Origin of the sequence: Leifsonia sp. Root4, from assembly GCF_001425085.1 — a bacterium.
Classification (GTDB): domain Bacteria; phylum Actinomycetota; class Actinomycetes; order Actinomycetales; family Microbacteriaceae; genus Microterricola.
The window spans coordinates 1206858-1227724 of record NZ_LMDN01000001.1 but is presented as its reverse complement, the minus strand read 5'-3'; the positions used below and the strand labels follow the sequence as shown (position 1 = coordinate 1227724).

Sequence of the window (20867 nt, the reverse complement as noted above, 5' to 3'; positions counted from 1 at the left end):
GTGGGGCGCGATAAGGTGGAGTGTGACTGGCGACGACTCGCTTGGCCCTGCCGAGATAGAACTGCCCGATGCGCCGACTGTGCGCGAGGCCTTGGCTTCAGCGAATCGTGACGAGGTCGCAGGCGTCGTGCTTCGGCATCCGGAGTCGCCGCTGGCCTGGGCCGAGCTCTCCGACATCGCCCACGCGGACGGCAGGGCACTGGACGCTTACGCCTACGCGCTCGCCGCCCATGTGCGCGGAACCGACGCCCTGCAGAGCGCCGGATGGCGGCCCGGCGATCTGGTGCCGTGGAGCCTGCGCTCCAACCGTGGTGTGCTGCGTGCGGCCTATGCGCTGCGCCGCGCTGCCAGCGCGATCGGTGCCCACGATGAGGCCGACCGCCTCGGCGACTTCCTGCAGAGTGTCGACCCGTCTGCGGTCGGGCGCATCGAAGTGAAGTACACAACCACCCAGCTCTTGCCGGTGATCACGCCGGAAATGCTTGCGGCAGCGTCGCCGAACACAGAAGCCTTTGTAGTTCGAGGAGAGGACTAGCAACATGCCAGCAATCGTTTTGATCGGCGCCCAGTGGGGCGACGAGGGCAAGGGCAAGGCGACCGACCTGCTCGGCTCGCGCGTCGACTATGTCGTCAAGTTCAACGGCGGAAACAACGCCGGTCACACGGTGGTCGTCGGTGACGAGAAGTATGCGCTGCACCTGCTGCCCTCCGGCATCCTGACCCCGAACGTCACGCCCGTCATCTCCAACGGCGTCGTCGTCGACATCGAGGTGCTGTTCGAGGAGCTCGACGCGCTCGCCACCCGCGGGGTCGACGTATCCAAGCTCAAGGTGAGCGCCAACGCGCACGTCATCACCCAGTACCACCGCACCCTCGACAAGGTGACGGAGCGCTTCCTCGGCAAGCGCCAGATCGGCACGACTGGGCGCGGCATCGGCCCGAGCTACGCCGACAAGATCAACCGCGTCGGCATCCGCATCCAGGATCTCTTCGACGAGAACATCCTGCGCCAGAAGGTGGAGGGCGCTCTCGAGCAGAAGAACCACCTGCTGGTCAAGGTCTACAACCGTCGCGCGATCACCGTCGACGAGATCGTGAGCGAGCTGCTCAGCTACGCCGAGCGCCTGCGCCCGATGGTCGAGGACACCGCGCTGCTGCTGCACAAGGCTCTTGAAGACAACAAGACCGTGCTGTTCGAGGGCGGCCAGGCCACGATGCTGGATGTCGACCACGGCACGTACCCGTTCGTCACCTCCTCGAACGCGACCTCCGGCGGCGCCGTCACCGGCTCCGGCATCGCGCCGAACAAGATCGACCGTGTGATCGCCGTGGTCAAGGCGTACACGACTCGCGTCGGCGCCGGCCCGTTCCCCACCGAGCTCTTCGACGACAACGGCGAGTTCCTGCGCGCCAACGGCTTCGAGTTCGGCACCACCACCGGGCGCCCGCGCCGCTGTGGCTGGTACGACGCCCCCATCGCCCGCTACACCGCGCGCATCAACGGCGTCACCGACTTCGTGCTCACCAAGCTCGACGTGCTCACCGGCCTGCCGACCATCCCCGTCTGCGTCGCGTACGAGGTCGACGGCGTGCGCTTCGACGAGGTGCCCGTCTCGCAGTCGGACTTCCACCACGCCACCCCGATCTACGAGAACTTCCCGGGCTGGACGGAAGACCTGACCGGCGTGCGCAGCTTCGAGGAGCTGCCGAAGAACGCCCAGGACTACGTGCTCGCCATCGAGGCGATGAGCGGATCGCGCATCTCGGCGATCGGCGTCGGCCCCGGCCGCGACGCGATCGTCGTGCGTCACGACCTGATCGACTAAGAGTCGACCGTTGGGCCGCGACCGTCGCGTCGCGGCCCGCATAAAGTGCAGGGGCCCGGGATCTTTCCCGGGCCCCTGCGCTTTTCGCGGCCCCCGAGCTTGGCCGACGCCGGGGCGCTAGGCGAGGAGCTTGAGCGCGCCGTCGATCATGGCGGCGGCGCCGCCGAGGTAGGCGATCACGATCACCGCGGTGCGCGCCGCCCGGTGGCTGACACGCGTGTGCAGCAGTTCGCCGAGGCCGAGCCCCACGAGCAGCGCGATGATCACGGCGAGCCAGCTGGCGGCATCCAGTTCGGGCCACGCCCCGCCGGAGAAGAACAGTTTGGTGATCAGTGAGACGGTGCCGATGACGACGAAGTACGGCTGCAGGGTCGCAGCGAACTGCGCCTGCGGCCAGCGGGTGAGCACGGCGTAGACGCTGAGCGCCGGGCCGCCGACGCCGGCTGCCGTGTTCATGAAACCGGATGCCGCACCCGCCACGATCGCGGACGGTCGCCGTGGCAGCGTGTGCTCCGCCCGGGTGACGAGCAGCGAGGCGGTCAGGGCGACGATCACGAGCAGCCCGACGCCGAGCTGCAGCTCGGGGCCGCCCAGCTTGGCGGCGAGCAGGGAGCCAGGCACGACCGCGATGATGGCGGGCACGGCGAGCCAGAGGAAGGTGCGCCACTCGATGTGCTTCCAGACCCGGGGGATGATCAGCAGCGAGGAGAGCACGCCGCAGAGGTTGACCACGAGCACGCCGTCGAACGGACCGAGGATGATGACCAGCGCGGGGGAGACGACGAGGGCGAAGCCCATGCCGGTGATGCGTTGGGCGAAGGCGCCGATCAGAACGGAGACGACGACCAGAGCGAGCATCCTGCCAGCGTAGTGCTGGGGCGGGATGGGCGCGGCGGCCGGTCGTGCGTCAGGCCCCGCGCCGCGCTGACGCCGAGCTCCCGCCGAGCGCATCCCCCGCGTGGGCCGGGCCCCGCACTCACACCGGGCCGCACGCGCCCGTCGCATGCCGTTCACTGGCGGGTAACCCGCCTACGCGAAGATCGGGCCATGACCGCAGTGCGCCCACCACTTGAGCCGATCCATGGCCGATTCATCTCGCTGCACCCGCTGCGCACCGACGGGCTCGTCGAGCTGCACGCCGCGATCGGGCATCCGCTCGTCTTCGCCGGCGGCTACGGCGGCGGGCCGGCCGCATACCGCGCGGATGCCGCCGACTTCGCCGTGTGGGCGCGCGGCTACCTGCGCTTCGGCGCCGAACCGCGGGCGGGCGCGCGGCTGGGCTGGCGCCGTCGCGTGATCGACAGTTCGGCCACCGACGCCAACGTCTTCGCCGTCCGGCTGCACGGCGGCGCCCACGACGGGGTGCTGGTCGGCACGACAACGCTTGGCGACATCGACGTCGAACGGGAGTCCGCGCACCTCGGCTGGTCGGCATTCGACCCGCGGGTGTGGGGGTCCCAGGTCAACGCCGAGGCGAAGCTGCTGCTGCTGAACTCTGCGTTCGAGCACGGATTCGGCCGGGTCAAGATCCAAGCGGACGCCATGAACACCCGCTCGCGCAGGGCGATCGAGCGTCTCGGCGCCCGCTACGAGGGCACCGTGCGTCGGGAACGCCGGCGCCCGGACGGCAGCTGGCGCGACACCGTGCTCTACTCGATCCTCTCCGAGGAGTGGCCAGAGGTGCAGGCCGGGCTTCACGACCGGCTCGCCCGCTTCACCGGGCCGGTCGCGTTCCGCTCTGCTGAGGCGCTGCGCGCGTAGCCCGTCCGCGGATGCGGGACGCGCGTAGCCGGTCAGCGGATGCGCCGGCTAATCGGCGCCGTTTCGGGCCGGAACCGCGGCGCGTCGCCGGCGGCATCCGCTGACCGGCAGTTCGGCACAGGCCGTGCCCGCGAATCGCGGCCAATGTTCGGCGCATTTCGGACAGCGTGCTCCCCGGCGCTCGGCACTGTCGCACCACGGCGGTAACGTCGTGGGGTGAGCATTCCCCCCGTCCAGAACCGCAGCTACAGCGCACTGTCGATCGCGCTGCAATTCGTGGCGATGGGCACGGTCTGGGGCGCCAGCTTCCTGTTCATGAAGGTCGCCCTTGACGGCGTCTCCTTCGGGCAGGTCGCGTGGTCACGGCTGATCCTCGGCGGCCTCACCCTCGGCCTGATCGTGCTCGCCAGCCGGCCGCGCGTCGGCGGCGGCCCCGTGCTGCCGCGCGAGGCGAAGGTCTGGCTGCACTTCACCGTCATCGCGATCACCGGCTGCGTCATCCCGCACCTGCTCTTCGCCTGGGCCGAGCAATACGTCTCCTCCAGCCTGGCCAGCATCTACAACGCGGTCACCCCGATCACGACGGCGCTCATGGCCACGCTCGCCTTCCGCGTCGAGAAACTCGACCGCGGGCAGATCCTCGGCGTGGCCGTCGGCATCCTCGGCGTCATCGTGATCATCGCGCCCTGGCAGTACGCCGAGCTCACCGGATCGCTCTGGGGCCAGATCGCCTGCCTCGGCGCCGCCACCTGCTACGGCTTCACCTTCGGCTACACGCGCAAATTCCTGAGCGCCCGACCCATCACCGGCGCCACCTTCGCCTTCCTCAACATCGGGATCGGCGGCGTGATCATGCTCGCGCTCACCCCGGTGCTCGCCTGGCAGCCGGTCGAACTCAACTGGGCGATCGTGCTCAGCCTGCTCACCCTCGGTGCGCTCGGCACCGGCCTCGCCTACATCTGGAACATCAACGTGCTGCGGGCGTGGGGGCCGACCAATGCGTCCACCGTCACCTACGTCACCCCGGTCGTCGGCGTGCTGCTCGGCGTGGTGATCCTCGGGGAGCGCTTCGGCTGGCACGAGCCGATCGGCGCAGGCCTGGTGCTGCTCGGCATCCTGTTGGCGCAGCGGCGCATCCGCGTCGGCCGGCGGATTCCGGCCGAATCCGTCCCCGCCTGAGCGTCCCCGCGCCGACCGCCGCACGGGGCATCATCCGGTGCTCGCCGCGACATGCGGACGATAGGGTCGAAGCATGGCTGCAGACGAGCGCGAAGCGCGTGAAGAACTCGATGGAATCCGGCTCAGCATCGACAACATCGATGCCGCGCTCATCCACATGCTCGCCGAGCGCTTCAAGTACACGCAGCGCGTCGGCCGGCTGAAGGCCGACCACGGCCTGCCGCCAACCGACTCCGCCCGTGAGACCCGCCAGATCGCGCGGCTGCGCGCCCTGGCCGAGGAATCACACCTCGACCCCGCCTTCGCCGAGAAGTGGTTCAACTTCGTCGTCGCCGAGGTCATCCAGCACCACGAGGAACTCGCCGGAGCCAACGGCGTCGCCACGGCCGAGCCCGCGCAGTCGGCACAGCCGGCCGAGCCCACCGACAGCCCGTCCTAGTGGGTGCAGCGGGCGACGTGACCACCGCCGGCGCGCGCTGGAACCCCTCCGCGATCCCGTCGCAAGCGGGCAAGACCATCGTCGTGACCGGCGCCAACGCCGGCCTCGGCTTCTTCACGAGCGAGCAACTCGCCCGCGCAGGCGCCAGCGTCGTCCTGGCCTGCCGCAATCAGAGCCGGGCGGATGCCGCGGCGCGCGCCATCCGCGCGCGCGTGCCCGGCGCAGCCGTCGGCACCCTCGCGCTCGACGTTGCCTCGCTCGACTCGGTGCGCGCGGCATCCGCGGAGCTGCTCAACCTCGAGCGGATCGACGGGCTCGTGCTCAACGCCGGCATCGTGCACCCACCACGGCGGCGCGAGTTCAGCGCCGACGGCCTCGAGCTCGTGCTCGCCACGAACTACCTCGGCCACTTCGCTCTCACCGCCGAGCTGCTGCCGGCGCTGCTGCGCACCCCCGGTTCCCGGGTGGTCGCGCTCGGCTCGATGATCTCGCGGCTGCTGGATTCCCCGCTCGACGATCTGCAGCTGGCCGGCGGGTACCAGCCGTGGCGGGCCTACGCCCAGTCGAAGATCGCGATGCAGGTGTTCGGCTTCGAACTCGACCGCCGCTTGCGTGCGGCATCCGCTTCAGTCGCTTCAGCCGAGGCCGCTGGCCACCCCGCGCGCACCTCGGCGTTCGTCGCCCACCCCGGCTACTCGATCGGCGGGCGCACGCCGCGGGTTGCCGGAGTGAACGAGCCGAGTCGGCTCAAACGCTTCGTCGACAACCTCCAGGCGCCGATCACGCAGGGCAAGGATCGCGGGGCGTGGTCGATCGTGCGTGCGGTCGCCGACCCGGCCGCTCACGGCGGTCAATACTGGGGGCCGCGATACATCATCAAGGGACAGCCCAGGCTGCAGGCGCCGAGCGCGACCAGCCTGGACCGGGCCATCGCCGAGCGCGTCTGGCGCGAGTCGGAGGCCCTGACCGGCACCGAGTTCACGATCTGAGCCGCTGTGGTCCGTGGTCCGTGGCGGTCCGCGCCGCGACCGTTGCTGTGCCGTCGGCCGGAGTTTCTGTCGACAGGCCGTGGCGGCCGGCGCGCCGCTCGGCGTGTTCACCGGCACGCCGGCCGACGGTGCGCGGTATCGCTATGCCACGGCGGTGGGGGTGGCGGTGTTGATACGGGGGGCCCGGATGCCGCAGCGCGCGGCATCCGGAACCACTCGGAACGACTACGCCTGGGGCAACGCGACGACGACGTCGATCTCGACGAGGATGTCGTAGAGATCGCTGCCGACGGTCGTGCGCACGGGATAGGGCTCGCTGAAGAAGCCGGCGTACGCCTCGTTGTACTCGGCGAAGTCGCGCTTGAGGTGCTGCAGGTGCGCGGTCGTCTTGACGACGTCATCCATCGATGCGCCGACCTCGTTGAGAACGGCCTGGATGTTGCGCAGCACCTGCGCGGTCTGCTCGCCGACGCCGCCGGGGACGACCTCGCCCGTCGCCGGATCCTGCGGGCCGAACCCGGCCGTGTAAAGGAAGCCGTTCGCGACGACGCCGTGGCTGTAGGGGCCGGCTGGCTTCGGGGCGTTGGGAATGGTGATGGCCTGCTTGGTCATGGTTGTCCTCGCTGTTGTTGGGGGCGGCGGATGGGTGGCTGTGGGGCGCTCGCGGGGCGGATGCCTAGCCCAGCGCTCTCGCGATGCGCTCGGTGGTCGCGAGCAGATCGGGCAGGTGGCGCTTCAGGGCGTCGAGGTCGCTGACGACCTTGATCGAGCTGATGGAGAGCGCGCCGAGCACGGTGCCCGTGGAGTTGGAGATGGGCGCGGCGATGCAGTTCATGAAGTCTTCGAACTCGCTGTCATCGACGCCCCAGCCGCGGGCGCGGATCTCGGCGAGCTCGACGTCGAGGCTCGCGCGGCTCGTGTGCGTCGCCGCGGTGAATGCCGTCCACTCGGTGTCGGCGAGGAGTTCGTCGCGCCGGCTCTCCGGCAGGGCGGCGAGGATGACCTTGCCGACACCGGTGGCCTGCGGCAGCACCGGGAGGCCGATGCGCGAGTACATGCGCACGCTGCCGCCGCCCTCCACCTTGTCGATGTAGACGACGCTGCGCTCCAACAGCTGGGCCAGGTGCACGGTCGTTCCGACCCTGGACTGCAGGGCGCGCAGCTCGTCACGCGCGATGCGGCGGAGGTCCAGGTTGTCGAGCGCCTGTTGGGCGATCGCGATGATGCGGGTGCCGATGTCGTAGTGGCCGTCGCTGCGGTGCACGACGAAGCCGGCGCGCTCGAGCGTCTGCAACTGGCGGAAGACCGTCGAGCGGTGCACCGCGAAGTGCGCGGCCACCTCGGCGAGGGTGCGCGGTCGCTCGGCGAGGAGCTCGATGATCTCGGTGGCGCGCTGCACTGTCTGCGACACGGATTCCTCCTCTAGACTCGACGTACGTCAATTCTTGCACAGCTTGTTGCAATATATGCACACGCTCGGGTGTCTGGCGGTTGACAACGGAGTGGCCGTGGGCCGGGAAGCAAGGGGAATGGTGTCCGACAGGAATCTGAACGGTGTCGAGACGCCGGAAGAGACGCCAGCAGAGACGCTGTGCATCGGTGAGACGATGCTGCTCGTCGTGCCGGCATCCGGCGAATCGCTTTCGGAGGCGAAACAGGTTTCGGTGCATATCGGTGGCGCGGAATCGAACTTGGCGGCGGGTCTGGCCCAGCTCGGTGCCCGCTCCGAGTGGTTCAGCCGGCTCGGGGCCGACCCGCACGCCGAGCGCATCCTGCGCACGCTGCACGAGCGAGGCGTCGAGACGCCCCTGGTCGTCACCGACCCCACGCGCCCGACCGGGCTCTACTTCAAGGACCACTCGACCGGAACGAACCGGGTCTACTACTACCGCGCGGGATCCGCGGCCTCAGCGCTCGGCCCCGGCGACCTCGCCGGCCTCCGGCTGAGTGAGCGTCGGCTCGTGCATCTCTCCGGAATCACCGCGGCCCTGTCGGCCAGCTGCGACGCGCTGCTGCAGAGCGTGATCGTCACGCGCGCGGCATCCGAACCCACGGTGAGCTTCGACGTCAACTACCGCCCGGCCCTGTGGAGCGTCGAGGATGCCGGCCCCCGCCTGCTCGAGCTGGCCAGGGCGGCCGACATCGTGATCGTCGGCCGCGACGAGGCCGAGACCCTCTGGGGCACAAGCGACGCGGCGAGCGTGCGGGCGCTGGTGCCGGATGCCGCAGAGCTCGTCGTGAAGGACGCCGAGTTCGGCGCGACTCACTTCGGCGCGGCCGGCACGACCTTCGTTCCCGCCCTGCGCGTCGACGTCGTCGAGGCTGTCGGCGCCGGCGACGCCTTCGCAGCCGGCTACCTCGCCGCCTGGCTGAGCGACGACGACACGGCGACGGCGCTCCGCCTCGGCCACATCATGGCCGGATACACGCTCGGAGCCGTCAGCGACATCGCGGTGCTGCCACCGCGGAACGTGCTGCGGAAGCTCGCCGCCTCCACCGACGCCGAGTGGGCCGGGCTCAGCTTGCCGGCCACCACGAACGCGGCAGCAGAAGCCCCCGACGCCCACCCCTCCGATTCCCACCCCTCCGATTCCCACCCCTCCGATTCCCACCCCTCCGATTCCCACCCCTCCGATTCACAGCACGAGAAAGAGGCCACCCATGGCACATGACATCGAAACCCTGCTCGGCGGCTCGCCCGTCATGGCGATCTTCCGCAACATGGCGCCCCAACCGGCCGTCGAACTGGCCAATCGCGCCTGGGACCTCGGCATCGAGCTCGTCGAGGTGCCGATCCAGACGGCTGACGCCGTGCCCAGCCTCGAGGCGGTCATCCGTGCCGGTGCGGAACGCGGCAAGCTCGTCGGCTCCGGAACCGTCGTGAGCGTTGAGCAGGTCGAGGTGAGCAAGCGCCTCGGCGCCGCGTTCTCGGTGGCGCCCGGCCTCGACCGGGCCGTGGCCGAGGCCAGCACGCGCCTCGGGCTGCCGCACCTGCCCGGCGTGGCCACCGCCACCGAGATTCAGGCCGCGGTCGGCCTCGGATTCACCTGGGTCAAGGCGTTCCCGGCCACCGTGCTCGGCACCGGCTGGTTCACCGCCATGCGCGGCCCGTTCCCGAACATCCGCTTCGTCGCCACCGGCGGGGTGGATGCCGGCAACGCGCGCGCATTCCTGAATGCCGGAGTCTCGACCGTCGCCGTCGGCTCCGCCCTCGCCGACCCGGCCCAGGTCGATCTGCTGGCCGAGATCCTGGCGGAGCCGAGGGCGACGGCATGAGCGCCGCCGAGGCCGCACCGGAGGGCGTAATTGTTCCGAGTTGGCGCGACAAGGGGATCTGGGCGCCAGCGGCATCCGATGCCCCAGCCCCTGCCACCACGGAGGAGGCGGCGGCGCTCGCCGGCTACCTCGCCGAGCGGCCGGCCCTCTTCGGCGGCAGCTGCGTGTGGCCGGCGATGGTGCTGCGCGAGGATGCGCTTGAGCAGAACATTCGGGCGTTGGCCGATTTCGCCGCACGGCACAGCCTGCTCTTCGCCCCGCACGGCAAGACGACGATGGCGCCGCAGCTCTGGCGACGCCAGATCGATGCCGGCGCGTGGGGGATCACCGTCGCCACCCCGGCGCAGCTGCTGATCGCGCGTCGCGCCGGCGTCGCCAGGGTCCTCCTGGCCAACGAGGTGCTCGACGTCACGGCCCTGGACTGGATCGCCGCCGAGCTGGCCGCGGACCCCGGGTTCGAGTTCGCCTGCTTCGTCGACTCGGCCGCCGGGGTGCGCGCCATCGCCGCGGCCGGTGTGGCGCATGCGCTGGAGCACGGGCCGCGCGGCGGTTTCCCCGTGCTCCTCGACGTCGGATTCGCGGGCGGACGGACGGGCGTACGCAGCCGGGCCGAGGCGCGCGCACTGGCCGATCTTGTGGCGGCAACTCCCGGCATCCGCCTGGTCGGCGTCTCCTCCTATGAGGGTGGCCTTCTCGCGGTCGAAGCGGTGAAAGGCTACTTCGCCGGCGTGCGCACCATTGTCGAGGAGCTGGCCGCCGCGGGGTTGTTGCCGGTTGACGCCATCGTGACCGCCGGCGGAAGTGTCTACTTCGACCAGGTGGGCAGCGAACTCACGGCGGAATGGGCGCGCTCGGTGCTTCCCGATGCGCGCGTGATCCTGCGCAGCGGCGCGTACATCAGCCACGACGACGGCGTCTACGTCGGCAAGACGGCGTTCAACCGCATCCCGGCAGAGGGCTCGCTCAGCGGTGCGCTGCAGATCTGGGCGCAGGTGATCTCGGCCCCCGAACCCGGCCTCGCCCTCGTCGGCATGGGCAAGCGCGACGCCCCCATCGACTCTGGACTTCCGGTGCCGCTGCTGCTGCGCCGGGCGGATGCCGCTGGGCGGCACCTCTCCACAGAAACGGCTGTGATCCACGGCGCGCGTCTCACGGCGCTCGACGACCACCACGGCTACCTCGCATTGCCCGAGGGCGTCACAGTCATGCCCGGCGACCTCGTGGCCTTCGGTATCTCGCACCCGTGCACGGCGTTCGACCGTTGGAGCGGCATCCCGGTGGTCAACGCAGACGATACGATCATCGACATCGTGCGCACCTATTTCTAGCGGCGCGAACATACCTCGAAGGGCATGCACATGAGCGCAACGCTGTTGCTGGGCGGGTACACGGGAGACGCCGGGGCGGGCCTCGGCATCGAGGCGGTCGCGCAGACACCGGATGCCGGGCTTGCGGACCTCGGCACGGCCGTCGTCGTCGACTCGCCCTCGTATCTGGTGCGCCACCCGCGACTGCCCGTCGTCTACGCCGCCTGTGAGGTGGCCGGCGAGATGTGGGCCTTCGCGGTGGCGGAGAACGGCGAAGCCGACAGCGATCCGCGTGCCGCTGTGAGGCTCAGCCCACTCGGGGGGCCGTGGCCGGCCGGCGCGCTGGTGTGCCACGTTGCCGTGGATCCTGACGGGCGCTGGCTCGTTTCGAGCAGCTACGGCGACGGCATCGTGTGCCTCTTCACCCTTGACGAACGTGGTGAGGTCGTTGCGCGTTTCGAGGGCGCGGCCGCCATCGACCACGCCGCGGTGGCCGCAGGCGTTCCGCCCAGGCAGAGCAGGGCGCACGCGGCACTCGTGCTCCCCGACGGCAGGATCGCATCGACCGACCTCGGGCACGATCTGCTGCGGGTGTGGAGCGTCGACCCGAGCGAGAATGGCTTCGCGCTCCGTCTCGACCAGGAGCTCGCTCTACCGACCGGGAGCGGGCCGCGCCTGCTCGATCTGCACCCGAGCGGCCACATCTACATCATCACCGAGTACTCCATCGAGATCGCGATCGTCGCGCCCATCGCCGGCAGCACGATGTATGCGCTTTCTGGCATGCTTCCGGTCCTCCCCGCCGGTGAAGCCCCGGCCGCCGGAGACTGCGGCGCGCACATCAGCATCGACGCCGACAGCGCGCGGGTTCACGCCAGTGTGCGCGGGCGCAACTCGCTGCACAGCTTCGGCATCTCCGCGGATGGCGGCGCGCTGCATCCGCTCGCCGAGATCAGCAGCGGCGGCGACTGGCCGCGTCACCACCTGCAGCACGACGGCCGACTGCACGTGGCCAATCAGTTCTCGAACACGGTCACGACCTTCACGATCGGCGAGGACGGGCTGCCGGGAGCCCAGATCGGCGAGCTCGCCAGCGGTGCGCCCAGTTGCGTGATCGCGCTGTAGCCACTCACAGGCGTTCTCCCGGACCTCCTCCGCGCTCCGCGCCGCCGAGCCGGAACTCTTCCGATCCGACCCTCCCGTTCCGCGCCGCTCGAACATAGACTGGCGAACGAGGGAGCTCGTCGCATTCGGGTCGTTTCACTCGGGGTCGGCATCTGGCTCCCTGAGTGTGGAACGACGATGGGGAGTTACACGTGCAGCACACCGATATCCCAAGCAGAGACACCATCCTGGCCCTCGCAACGGCGAGGGATCCACAGAGCGTCTCGATCTACCTTCCGACCAGTCCGCTCCCAAAGGACTCGGAAGCCTCCCGCATCGAGCTGCGCAATCAGGTCGACGAAGCGCAGCGCCAGCTCAGTGAGGCCGGCGCAGACAAACGGCAGATCGCGGCCATCACCGATCAGATCGCCGGCTTCATCGAGGACCGCGCGTTCTGGACGCATCTGTCCAACAGTCTCGCCCTGTTCGCGACACCGTCAGGGCTGAAGACCTTCCGGTTGCCGAACCGGCTGGAAGCCGCGGTCGAGGTCTCCGACCGCTTCTACGTGAAACCGCTCATGCGGGCGGCGACCTTCCCCCAGACGGCCTTCGTGCTGGCCCTGGCCCAGAATTCCGTGCGTCTGCTCGAGATCAGCGCCGACGATGTCCCGCACCGGATCGAGGTCGCCGGGATGCCGGAGAACGTCGCAGACGGAGCAGCACTCGACCCGGTCGCCGGGCGCGCGCCGGCCGGGCACCAGACGGGTGGTCGTTCGGGAGGCGGCATCACGACCGCCGGACGCATCCAAGGTGCCGAGGGTCAGAAGGTGCGCATGGCCGAATACTCGCGCGCCATCGTGCGTGCCCTGCGGACGACGTTCACCGGGCTCAACGTTCCGTTGATCATCGCCGGTGCCGAGCCGCTGGTGAGCATCTTCCGTGGCGTGAGCACCTACCCGCACCTGGCGGCGCAGACGATCACCGGCAATCCGGAGGAGATCCCGGACGCCGAGCTCGCGGCATCCGCCCGCTTGATCCTCGACGAGATCTACGCCGCGCAGCTTGCCGTGTTGCGGGAGAGCTTCGCCGACAGGCAGGCCAACGGCCGGGCGTCGACAGACCTCAGCGATGTGGCGCGTGCGGCGACCTTCGGCGCGATCGAGACGCTGTTCGTCGACATCGACCGCTCGATCCCCGGCACGATCGACTCGGAATCCGGTGCAGTCACGGTCGATGCGGCGGATGACGGCGTCAACTACGGCGTCGTCGACGAGATCCTGCGCCGGGCGCTGCTCAGCGGATCGCAGATTCTCGCGGTCCGCGCCGAGGATGTCCCGGGGGGAGGGGCCTTCGCAGCAACGCTGCGCTTCGCAGCCTGAGACCCAGCATTCACCAGCGACTGCCCGCACCAGCCTTGGTGCGGGCAGTCGCTTCGTTGTGTCTCGCCGGCGCCCGCTCGGCCAGAAAAGGGCGGTAAACGCCAGTGGAAGCCGACCCAATTCGCATTTGCAAACGATTATCGATTATCGTAGGGTCAATTCCACACCCCCTCACCGAAGGACATAATCAATGACGATTTTCCCCCGCGCTGTCGCGATGACGGCATCGCTCGCCGCCATGACCCTGGTTCTCGCCGGCTGCTCGGCCAGCGCCCCGAGCACGGGAGGCACGGATGAGAAGGTCGAGCTCCGCATGCTCGTCAACATCACGCCGAACCTCACGCAGACCTGGTGGGACGAGCTGATCGCCCCCTTCGAAGAGGCCAACCCGAACATTGACGTCGCCATCCAGGCGCCCGTCACCGAGAACGTGAAGACCACGGTTCCCCAGCTCCTCGCCTCCGGCGACGTCCCCGACGTCATCCAGTCGATCTACCCGACAGCGGAGCTCGCCCCCGAGCTGCTCGACCTCTCGGCATACGACTTCGTCAAGTCCGCCCCGCTCTCCGAGCAGTACACGATCGACGGCAAGTACTACACCGCCGGCGTCGGCCAGCAGCTCCAGACGATCGTCTTCTACAACAAGGCGGCCTTCGCCGAGGCCGGCATCACCGAGGTGCCGACCACCTTCGAGGAGTTCGAGAGCGACCTCGGCAAGCTGAAGGATGCCGGCTGGACCCCCATCCAGACCGGTGCCGATTGGTTCACGAACCTCACCCCGCAGTACCTCGGCGTTCCGACCGTGCTCAGCGAGAACCCGGACTGGTACGCCGACATGAACAGCGGCGAGCTGACCTGGAGCGAGACCTTCGGCGACACGATCGACGCCTACGCCGACTGGGTCGCGAAGGGCTACATCCCGGCCGACGCCGCCGGCACCAAGTACCCGGACGCCGAGGCGCAGTTCCTCAGCGGCAAGTCGGCCATGTACCCGATGGGCAGCTGGTTCGCCGCCTCGGAGTTCAAGGCCACCGACGCACCGGAGATCGGCGTCTTCGCCGCCCCGGCCGTCAAGGGCACAGAGGATGCCAAGGTCGGTTCCAACCTGGCCAGCCCGTACCTCGTGATGAAGTCCACCAAGCACGAGGATGCAGCAATGAAGCTCGTCGAGTTCCTCACCACGGATGAGGACGCGGTTCTCACGCAGCTCAAGGTCGACTCGAACTTCCGCGAGGGCTACGAGTACGAGACCAATGAGCTCGGCGCAGAGCTGCAAGCGATCCTCGCGGCAACCGAGCAGGAGAACTTCGTGCCGACCGGTGACGGATACGGCGAGCTCACCGCTCCCGCCGGCTACCAGGCCGAGTTCAACACGCAGGCCCAGGCGATCCTCATCGGAGGTAGCGCCGACGACGCCAAGAAGGCCATGGACGAGTGGTGGGCGTCCAACCGCTAGTCGACTGACGATGTGGTGCGGCGGGGCCCTTCCCGCCGCACCGCATCGTGACCCACCACCCTCAGATAGGAACCCAACGATGGCCAACTCCTTGCGGCGCCCCCGAGCCAGATGGCAGCGGCTGCTCCCCGAAGTCGTGATGACGACACCAGCGCTCGTGATCTTCGTCGGGATGTTCGTCATCCCCACGATCCTCGCGGTGTATCTCAGCATGACCGACTGGAACGGTTTCAGTCTCAACATGAACTTCATCGGTGTGGAGAACTACACCGAGCTGTTCAACAACCCCCGCGCCCAGAGCGCCGCACTCTTCACGGCGGTCATCGCCATCGTCGGCACCATCCTCTGCAACGTGATCGGCCTCGGCCTCGCCGTGCTGATCGCGGAGCCCACCCGGGCGAACTCCGTCATCCGGACGGTGCTGTTCTACCCGCACATCATCAGTGCCCTGATCATCGGCTTCCTCTGGTCGGCCATGCTCTCGCCGACCGGGATCGTGAACTCGACGCTCGCCCAGCTCGGCATCGATGCCGTGCCCTTCCTCTCCGACCCCACCTTCGCGGCCGTCTGCGTCATCGCGACGATCGTGTGGGCGACGTTCGGCATCAATCTGATCCTCTACATCGCCGGCATCAAGTCGGTGCCGACCGAGTTCTACGAGGCCGCGACGGTCGACGGCGCGAGCAAGTGGCAGCAGTTCAAGTCGATCACCTTCCCGATGATCGCCCCCATCATGACGGTCAACCTGATCATCGTGCTGGTGAGCCTGCTGCGCACCTACGACCTCGTCCTCGCGCTGACCGGTGGCGGCCCGGCCGGCCGCACGCAGACGATCGTGTTCCAGATCCTCGTGGACTCGTTCCAGAACGGCAAGCTCGGCTTCGGCTCGGCCCAGGCCGTCGTGCTCATGATCGTCACCGCGGTCTTGGGCGTCGTGATTACCCTCGCACGTCGCCGTGCCGAGGAGAAGGTGACCGACTGATGCTGCAGACCACCGAGGCGCCAGACCTCTCCACCCGCGCGATCATCGCGCCCGCCGCTCCGGCACCGCGCCGCCGTCCAATGACCACGAAGCGCGTCAGCGTCGGCAGGGTCGTGAAGTGGGTCGTGCTCGGCGCCGCCAGTTTCGTGATGCTCGTGCCGCTGTACGTCATGGTGATCAGCGCCTTCAAGCCGGAGTCCGAGATTCTCAGCGACCCGCTCGCGATCAACCCGGACACCTTCACCTGGGACTACCTCGTCCAGGCGATCCAGAGCCCGAACTTCAACGTGGTCGGCGCGTATGGCATCACGCTGTTCTTCGTGCTCGCGGTCAACGTGTTGAGCATCGCCGTGAGCGCCCCCGTCGCCTATGTGATTGCCCGCGGTCGCACGCGCTGGTACGCGGCGCTGCTGCTGCTCTTCGTCTCGGGCCTGTTCGTGCCCTCGCAGGTCATCCTGATCCCGGTGGTGTTCGTGCTGCGCTCCATCGGCCTGATGGGCACCATCCCCGGCTTCCTCCTCTTCGAGACCGCTGTCACGCTGCCGATGACGATCTTCCTGTTCACGGCGTTCGTGCGCACCATCCCGCGCGACATCGACGAGGCGGCCTCGATCGACGGCGCCGGTCGCGTCCGCGCCTTCTGGTCGTGCATCTTCCCGCTGATGCGCCCCATCGTGGCCACCATGATCGTGCTCAACTCGGTCGGTGTGTGGAACGACTTCGTCAACCCGCAGATCATCCTCGGCCCCGGTTCCGGCATCTACACGGTGACCACCGGTGTCTTCGCGGCCGTCGGCCAGTACACGACCGATTACAACGTCGTGTTCCCGACCCTGCTTCTCGCGGTCGCCCCGGTGCTGATCTTCTTCATCATCATGCAGCGGCACATCATCGGCGGTCTCGTCGCCGGCTCGACGAAGGGCTGATCCGTGACCGCGCGCGAGGTGCTCGTCACGCCGATGGCCACGATTCCGGCCTGGGCGGTCCTGGAACGACGGCTGTTCGATGCGGTCGAAGAGAGTTGGCGGGTCTTCGCCGCAAAGTTCACGGAGGCCGACGGCCGCCTGCGCTTCGACCGGAGCCTCGCGAACTCGCGTGACGGTGTCGACGACTTCTACGAGGCCTTCTTCAACTGGCCGGCGTTCTACAGCCTGGGTGGGTCGCGCGAGATCCTGGATGCCGCCAAGCACCACTGGCGCGGTGTGACGGCCCAGCTCACCGAGGCCGGCATGCTCTCAGAGGAATATGAGAACGGCTACGACTGGTTCCACCAGGGCGAGTCGCTCATCTTCTTCTACGCGCTCTGCGCCGCCGACCCGCACGACACCGCGTTCCGCGATCGCGCCCGGCGCTTCGCCGAGCTCTACACCGACGCACGCCGCGGCAACTACGACGAGGCCAGCAACACCATCGCCGCGCCGCACAACGGCGCACTGGGCCTGCTGCCCGGCCTCGGCAACGAGTGGCAGAGCTACCCGGCATCGCTCGAGAACATGCGCCCCTACGGCCTGCCGCTCGAGTACCTGCCCGGCATCTCGAGCTGGTCGGATCTCGAAGACCCGGCCAATGCGGATGCCATGGGCGCCGCCATGCAGGCGGTGCTCGGTGCCGGCGACGTGCCGATCAATCTCGCATCAACGAGCCTCGTGCTCAACCGCTGGCTGTACGACGGCGATGAGGCCAGCGAGCGTTGGATCGCCCGCTACGTCGACGGCTGGCGGGCCCGCGCCGCCGACAACGATGGCCTGATCCCGGACAACGTCTCAGCGGACGGAACCACAGGCGGCCAGCACGACGGCCGCTGGTTCGGCGGGCATTATGGCTGGACCTGGCCGCACGGACTGCTCTCGGTCGAGATGGGCGCGCTGATCGGGGCCATGAACGCGGCATTCGTCACCGGCGACAACTCCTACCTCGACCTCGCCCGCACCCCGCTCGACACCGTGCTGGCGCAGGCGATCACTGCCTCCGTCGACGAGACGCCGATGAGCCTGCAGCCATCGTGGCAGGATCGCCTCGGCGCGGCCTCGGCCGAGCCCGCCCTCCTCGTTCCGCACCGCTTCGGCCGCGACGGCTGGTTCGACTTCGGTCCGATGCCGATGAGCATGCCGATGTGGCTGTGGTGGTTCTCGCGTGAGGATGCCGACCGTGAGCGCCTCGACCGCGTGATCGCCGGATCCGTCGAGTCGTCCATCGGCTTCGGCCCGTTTCGCGACAAGGAGGAGGCGGGGCACGAACGCCCGTGGCTCGCCTTCCTGAACGGCGAGAACCCGGACTACCCCGAGGCGGCGCTGGCCGGAGCGCTCGGCCAGGTCGCGCGGCGGATGGCCCTGGTCGCGGCGGAAGACCCCGACATCCGCACCGTGCACATCCACTTCTGGCAGCGGGTGAATCCCGTCGTCACCGAGGTGCTCACCCAGCTGATCGCCGGGGCTCCGCAGGTGCTCTACAACGGGGGAGTCCCGTTCGCGGCGCTCTCCTACGAGGATGCCGACGCCGGCCGGCAGGGGCTCCCAGCCGATGTCGCAGCCCTCGTGCACTCCATCGAGGGCGAGAGCATCCGGGTCGAGCTGGTCAACCTCAGCATGACGGCGACCCGCCGCGTGCTCGTGCGGCCTGGTCGTTTCGGTGAGCGGGACATCGTCTCCGTCACCTCCCGCGGCGAGAGCGGGGCCGACTACCCCGGTGCGACGCCCGCGTACCGCTCGATGCCCGGCGAGCCCGTGCAGCAGACCGTGCCGGTCGACGCGGCCGAGCTGCTGGTCGAGCTGCCGCCGAACCACCGCGCCGACATCACGCTCGTCACCCGCCCGAGCGGGCGTCGTCCATCCTTCGGCGTGTAAACGCCACCTGACACAGCGCCGCCCCACAGGGCATACGCACTCCACAACACCGAACGCATCAATGAAAACAGAGGTATCGCCATGAGCGAGCTGCTCCAGACTCTTCCCGCCACCGAGGCACTGCCAGACGGCGAGGCGATGTCTGATGACGTGCCACGGATCGGCGGCATCTGGAACCTTCCCGTGCGCGGGCCGGAGATCGCTCCCCTTGACCCGGCAACGGTCGAGGCGTTCAAGGGCATCAGCTCGGCCACGGCGTGCGCGCAACTGCACCGCCTCGGCATCACGCAGACCCTGATCGAGGGCCCGAAGACGACGATGCCGGGAACCCGGGTCGTCGGGCGGGCCGTCACGCTGCAGTTCATGCCGCTGCGCGAAGACATCTACCAGGATGCCGGTGAGACGCAGGAGTACGTCGAGCGCGCGACGGCGCTCTGGGGCGTCCTCGACGAGATCGAGGCAGGCGACGTGCTCGTCGTACAGGCCTACGGCTCGACCCGCTCCGGAGTCGTCGGCGAGATGCTGGCCCAGCACCTGCAGAACCGTGGCGGTGTCGGCCTCGTCGTCGACGGCCGCATCCGCGACTCGCAGGCGGTGCGCGAGGACGGTCTGCCCGTCTGGTCGCTCGGCGGCACCCCGCACTACGCCTCCCAGGGCGAGCTCTTCGCATGGGCGTACCACGTGCCGATCGCCGTCGGCGGCGCGCTCGTCATCCCCGGCGATATCATCATCGCGGATGACGATGGCGCCGTCGTGGTGCCGGTGGCCAAGGCGGAGGCTGTGCTCGCCGCGAGCAAGAAGCACGACGACTGGGAGGTGTTCTCGCGTATGAAACTGCGTGCGGGCGGGGCGCTGCGCCGCTACTACCCCCTCAACGAGGCCGGCAAGGCCGAGTACGAGCAGTGGATCGCGGACGGACGGCCCGAGATTGGCTGAGTCGACATCGCCTGCGCCCGCCGTGCAGACGGCGACGGTCGGGGCTGCCCGCGTGCCGATCAGCCGTTTCGGCCTCGGCACCGCCAAACTCTCGAATCGTGACGACCAGGCTGAGGCGACCCGGGTCGTCGCCGCGGCGCTCAAGCGGGGCGTCACCTACTTCGACACCGCGCCCTACTACGGCATCGGTCAGGCGGAGCTCGCCCTCGGGGCGGCGTTGCAGGAGCAGCCGGGCGCCCAGGTCACCGTCTCGACCAAGGTGGGCCGCATCGTCGACCCCGCCACGGGCGCCTGGCACTACGACTACTCCCGCGACGGCGTGCTGCGGAGCCTCGACTCGTCCTTCGCCCGCCTGCAGCGTGACCACGTCGACATCGTCTACGTGCACGATCCGGACGACTTCGCGGCAGAGGCGAGCGCAACGGCCATCCCGACGCTGTTGGCGCTCCGCGACGAGGGTGTCATCGGCGCGGTCGGCGTCGGCATGAACCAGTGGCAGCTGCCGCTCGAGTTCGTGCGGAACTTCGACCTCGACGTCATCCTCATCGCCGGCCGCTACTCGCTGCTCGATGCGAGCGCGGCGGAGGAACTCTTCCCAGCCTGCATCGAACGCGGAGTCGGCGTCGTGCTCGGCGGCGTGTTCAACTCCGGCATCCTCGCCGACCCGAGCGACCAGGCCACCTTCGCCTACCGCCCCGCCGCGGCCGATCTCCTCGAGAAGGCGCGCCGGATGCAGGCCATTGTCGTGCGGCACGGCTTCGCCCTCGCCGACGTCGCGCAGGCGTACAGCGCGGCTCACCCGGCGAGCACGGCCGTGCTCATCGGTGTGACCGATGTCGCCCAGCTTGAGACGAACGTCGCCGCGTGGCACCGCCCGGTTCCGGCCGCACTCTGGGCCGAGCTCGCGGATGCCGGCCTGCTCCCGCGGGGCGGAACGCTGCCGGGCACCGAGGCGGCCCGCCCGTGACCGACATCGTGCGCACCGCGCGCCGCACCCGAGTGCGGCCGGGCATGGCCGCGGAGTATGCCCGGGTGCACGCGCGCCTGCCGGAGGCCGTCTTCGACTCGCTGCGCGAGGCCGGCATCCTCAGCTGGCGCATCTGGAGCATCGGCGACGACCTCTTCCACGTCATCGAGTCGACGCCGGACACCGAGGCCGCGCTCGCCGAGCTCAGGGCGCGCGGACCCATCGACCCGGAGTGGGCGGCGCTGATTGCGACGCTCGTCTCGGATGCGCCGGGCGACAACGACCAGCTCAGTCAGGTCTGGGGAATGGATGCCGAGACCCAGTGGCCGGGCGAGGGCTGAACACCCACAGTTCATTCACGGCGCCGTTGGGCCTGCGCCGTGGTTTGATTGATTATGGCTAATCGATAGTCAGCGTTTTCGG

At 69.1% G+C, this 20867-nt stretch carries 21 protein-coding genes; 18 read left to right on the top strand and 3 right to left on the bottom strand.

Annotated features, from left to right (window positions below; translation table 11 throughout):
- Positions 1-22: 22 nt before the first annotated feature.
- Both ASC66_RS05610 and ASC66_RS05605 read left to right on the top strand, forming a co-directional pair.
- Complete coding sequence (locus ASC66_RS05610; RefSeq protein WP_082492035.1) at positions 23-535, top strand: DUF3151 family protein; 513 nt, start codon at positions 23-25, stop codon at positions 533-535.
- A 4-nt stretch (positions 536-539) separates the two neighbouring features.
- The gene (locus ASC66_RS05605; protein WP_055835718.1) at positions 540-1826 is read left to right on the top strand and encodes an adenylosuccinate synthase; all 1287 of its coding nucleotides are present in this window, start codon (positions 540-542) and stop codon (positions 1824-1826) included.
- A gap of 117 nt (positions 1827-1943) precedes the next feature.
- Here the strand turns inward: ASC66_RS05605 and ASC66_RS05600 are convergent, their stop codons facing one another.
- Positions 1944-2684 carry a sulfite exporter TauE/SafE family protein gene (locus tag ASC66_RS05600; protein ID WP_055835716.1) on the bottom strand — a complete coding sequence of 247 codons (741 nt, stop codon included), beginning with the start codon at positions 2682-2684 and terminating at the stop codon, positions 1944-1946.
- Between the two features lie 189 nt (positions 2685-2873).
- On the opposite strand from ASC66_RS05600, the gene ASC66_RS05595 reads away from it, so the two are divergent.
- From ASC66_RS05595 to ASC66_RS05580, 4 genes are all read left to right on the top strand, one after another.
- On the top strand, positions 2874-3587 hold the full coding sequence (locus ASC66_RS05595) for a GNAT family N-acetyltransferase (protein ID WP_055835714.1): 714 nt from the start codon (positions 2874-2876) through the stop codon (positions 3585-3587).
- 222 nt (positions 3588-3809) lie between these two features.
- On the top strand, positions 3810-4766 hold the full coding sequence (locus tag ASC66_RS05590) for a DMT family transporter (RefSeq protein WP_502691573.1): 957 nt from the start codon (positions 3810-3812) through the stop codon (positions 4764-4766).
- A gap of 73 nt (positions 4767-4839) precedes the next feature.
- The gene (locus ASC66_RS05585; protein WP_055835711.1) at positions 4840-5205 is read left to right on the top strand and encodes a chorismate mutase; all 366 of its coding nucleotides are present in this window, start codon (positions 4840-4842) and stop codon (positions 5203-5205) included.
- Between the two features lie 17 nt (positions 5206-5222).
- Positions 5223-6194: an SDR family NAD(P)-dependent oxidoreductase gene (locus tag ASC66_RS05580; RefSeq protein WP_055836426.1), complete on the top strand. Its 972-nt coding sequence runs from the start codon at positions 5223-5225 to the stop codon at positions 6192-6194.
- A 225-nt stretch (positions 6195-6419) separates the two neighbouring features.
- On the opposite strand, the gene ASC66_RS05575 is transcribed toward ASC66_RS05580, so the two are convergent.
- Positions 6420-6806: a RidA family protein gene (locus tag ASC66_RS05575; RefSeq protein WP_055835708.1), complete on the bottom strand. Its 387-nt coding sequence runs from the start codon at positions 6804-6806 to the stop codon at positions 6420-6422.
- Between the two features lie 64 nt (positions 6807-6870).
- On the bottom strand, positions 6871-7605 hold the full coding sequence (locus ASC66_RS05570) for an IclR family transcriptional regulator (RefSeq protein ID WP_055835705.1): 735 nt from the start codon (positions 7603-7605) through the stop codon (positions 6871-6873).
- A gap of 121 nt (positions 7606-7726) precedes the next feature.
- Between ASC66_RS05570 and ASC66_RS05565 the strand changes: the two genes are divergently transcribed.
- The 12 genes from ASC66_RS05565 (at position 7727) to ASC66_RS05510 (ending at position 20785) form a co-directional block, all read left to right on the top strand.
- A complete protein-coding gene (locus tag ASC66_RS05565) occupies positions 7727-8866 on the top strand; it encodes a sugar kinase (RefSeq protein ID WP_235496689.1) in 1140 nt (379 codons plus the stop codon).
- On the top strand, positions 8856-9470 hold the full coding sequence (locus ASC66_RS05560; RefSeq protein WP_055835702.1) for a bifunctional 4-hydroxy-2-oxoglutarate aldolase/2-dehydro-3-deoxy-phosphogluconate aldolase: 615 nt from the start codon (positions 8856-8858) through the stop codon (positions 9468-9470). Before ASC66_RS05565 ends, ASC66_RS05560 begins: the two co-directional genes overlap by 11 nt.
- Positions 9467-10798: an alanine racemase gene (locus tag ASC66_RS05555; protein WP_055835698.1), complete on the top strand. Its 1332-nt coding sequence runs from the start codon at positions 9467-9469 to the stop codon at positions 10796-10798. The genes ASC66_RS05560 and ASC66_RS05555 overlap by 4 nt, the downstream gene beginning before the upstream one ends.
- Positions 10799-10828: 30 nt before the next feature.
- Complete coding sequence (locus ASC66_RS05550; protein WP_162243476.1) at positions 10829-11902, top strand: lactonase family protein; 1074 nt, start codon at positions 10829-10831, stop codon at positions 11900-11902.
- Between the two features lie 191 nt (positions 11903-12093).
- Entirely contained in the window at positions 12094-13260 is a 1167-nt protein-coding gene (locus ASC66_RS05545; RefSeq protein ID WP_055835692.1) for a baeRF11 domain-containing protein, read from the top strand.
- Between the two features lie 190 nt (positions 13261-13450).
- The gene (locus ASC66_RS05540; RefSeq protein ID WP_055835689.1) at positions 13451-14716 is read left to right on the top strand and encodes an ABC transporter substrate-binding protein; all 1266 of its coding nucleotides are present in this window, start codon (positions 13451-13453) and stop codon (positions 14714-14716) included.
- Between the two features lie 139 nt (positions 14717-14855).
- Positions 14856-15698, top strand: a complete 843-nt coding sequence (locus ASC66_RS05535; RefSeq protein ID WP_235496687.1) for a carbohydrate ABC transporter permease — start codon at positions 14856-14858, stop codon at positions 15696-15698.
- Positions 15698-16624: a carbohydrate ABC transporter permease gene (locus ASC66_RS05530; protein ID WP_235496685.1), complete on the top strand. Its 927-nt coding sequence runs from the start codon at positions 15698-15700 to the stop codon at positions 16622-16624. The genes ASC66_RS05535 and ASC66_RS05530 overlap by 1 nt, the downstream gene beginning before the upstream one ends.
- A 3-nt stretch (positions 16625-16627) precedes the next feature.
- Complete coding sequence (locus ASC66_RS05525; RefSeq protein WP_235496683.1) at positions 16628-18541, top strand: DUF8034 domain-containing protein; 1914 nt, start codon at positions 16628-16630, stop codon at positions 18539-18541.
- 81 nt (positions 18542-18622) lie between these two features.
- Positions 18623-19477: an RraA family protein gene (locus ASC66_RS05520; protein WP_055835682.1), complete on the top strand. Its 855-nt coding sequence runs from the start codon at positions 18623-18625 to the stop codon at positions 19475-19477.
- Positions 19470-20444 (top strand): aldo/keto reductase, encoded by a 975-nt coding sequence (locus ASC66_RS05515; RefSeq protein ID WP_200944734.1) that lies wholly within the window; start codon positions 19470-19472, stop codon positions 20442-20444. Before ASC66_RS05520 ends, ASC66_RS05515 begins: the two co-directional genes overlap by 8 nt.
- The gene (locus ASC66_RS05510; RefSeq protein WP_055835679.1) at positions 20441-20785 is read left to right on the top strand and encodes an L-rhamnose mutarotase; all 345 of its coding nucleotides are present in this window, start codon (positions 20441-20443) and stop codon (positions 20783-20785) included. The genes ASC66_RS05515 and ASC66_RS05510 overlap by 4 nt, the downstream gene beginning before the upstream one ends.
- Positions 20786-20867 lie beyond the last annotated feature (82 nt).

Coding starts and splice junctions, on each gene's coding strand:
- ASC66_RS05605 (WP_055835718.1), top strand. CDS start 540: ATGCCAGCAATCGTTTTGATCGGCGCCCAGTGGGGCGACGAGGGCAAG.
- ASC66_RS05600 (WP_055835716.1), bottom strand. CDS start 2,684: ATGCTCGCTCTGGTCGTCGTCTCCGTTCTGATCGGCGCCTTCGCCCAA.
- ASC66_RS05595 (WP_055835714.1), top strand. CDS start 2,874: ATGACCGCAGTGCGCCCACCACTTGAGCCGATCCATGGCCGATTCATC.
- ASC66_RS05585 (WP_055835711.1), top strand. CDS start 4,840: ATGGCTGCAGACGAGCGCGAAGCGCGTGAAGAACTCGATGGAATCCGG.
- ASC66_RS05575 (WP_055835708.1), bottom strand. CDS start 6,806: ATGACCAAGCAGGCCATCACCATTCCCAACGCCCCGAAGCCAGCCGGC.
- ASC66_RS05560 (WP_055835702.1), top strand. CDS start 8,856: ATGGCACATGACATCGAAACCCTGCTCGGCGGCTCGCCCGTCATGGCG.
- ASC66_RS05555 (WP_055835698.1), top strand. CDS start 9,467: ATGAGCGCCGCCGAGGCCGCACCGGAGGGCGTAATTGTTCCGAGTTGG.
- ASC66_RS05550 (WP_162243476.1), top strand. CDS start 10,829: ATGAGCGCAACGCTGTTGCTGGGCGGGTACACGGGAGACGCCGGGGCG.
- ASC66_RS05540 (WP_055835689.1), top strand. CDS start 13,451: ATGACGATTTTCCCCCGCGCTGTCGCGATGACGGCATCGCTCGCCGCC.
- ASC66_RS05535 (WP_235496687.1), top strand. CDS start 14,856: ATGACGACACCAGCGCTCGTGATCTTCGTCGGGATGTTCGTCATCCCC.
- ASC66_RS05530 (WP_235496685.1), top strand. CDS start 15,698: ATGCTGCAGACCACCGAGGCGCCAGACCTCTCCACCCGCGCGATCATC.
- ASC66_RS05520 (WP_055835682.1), top strand. CDS start 18,623: ATGAGCGAGCTGCTCCAGACTCTTCCCGCCACCGAGGCACTGCCAGAC.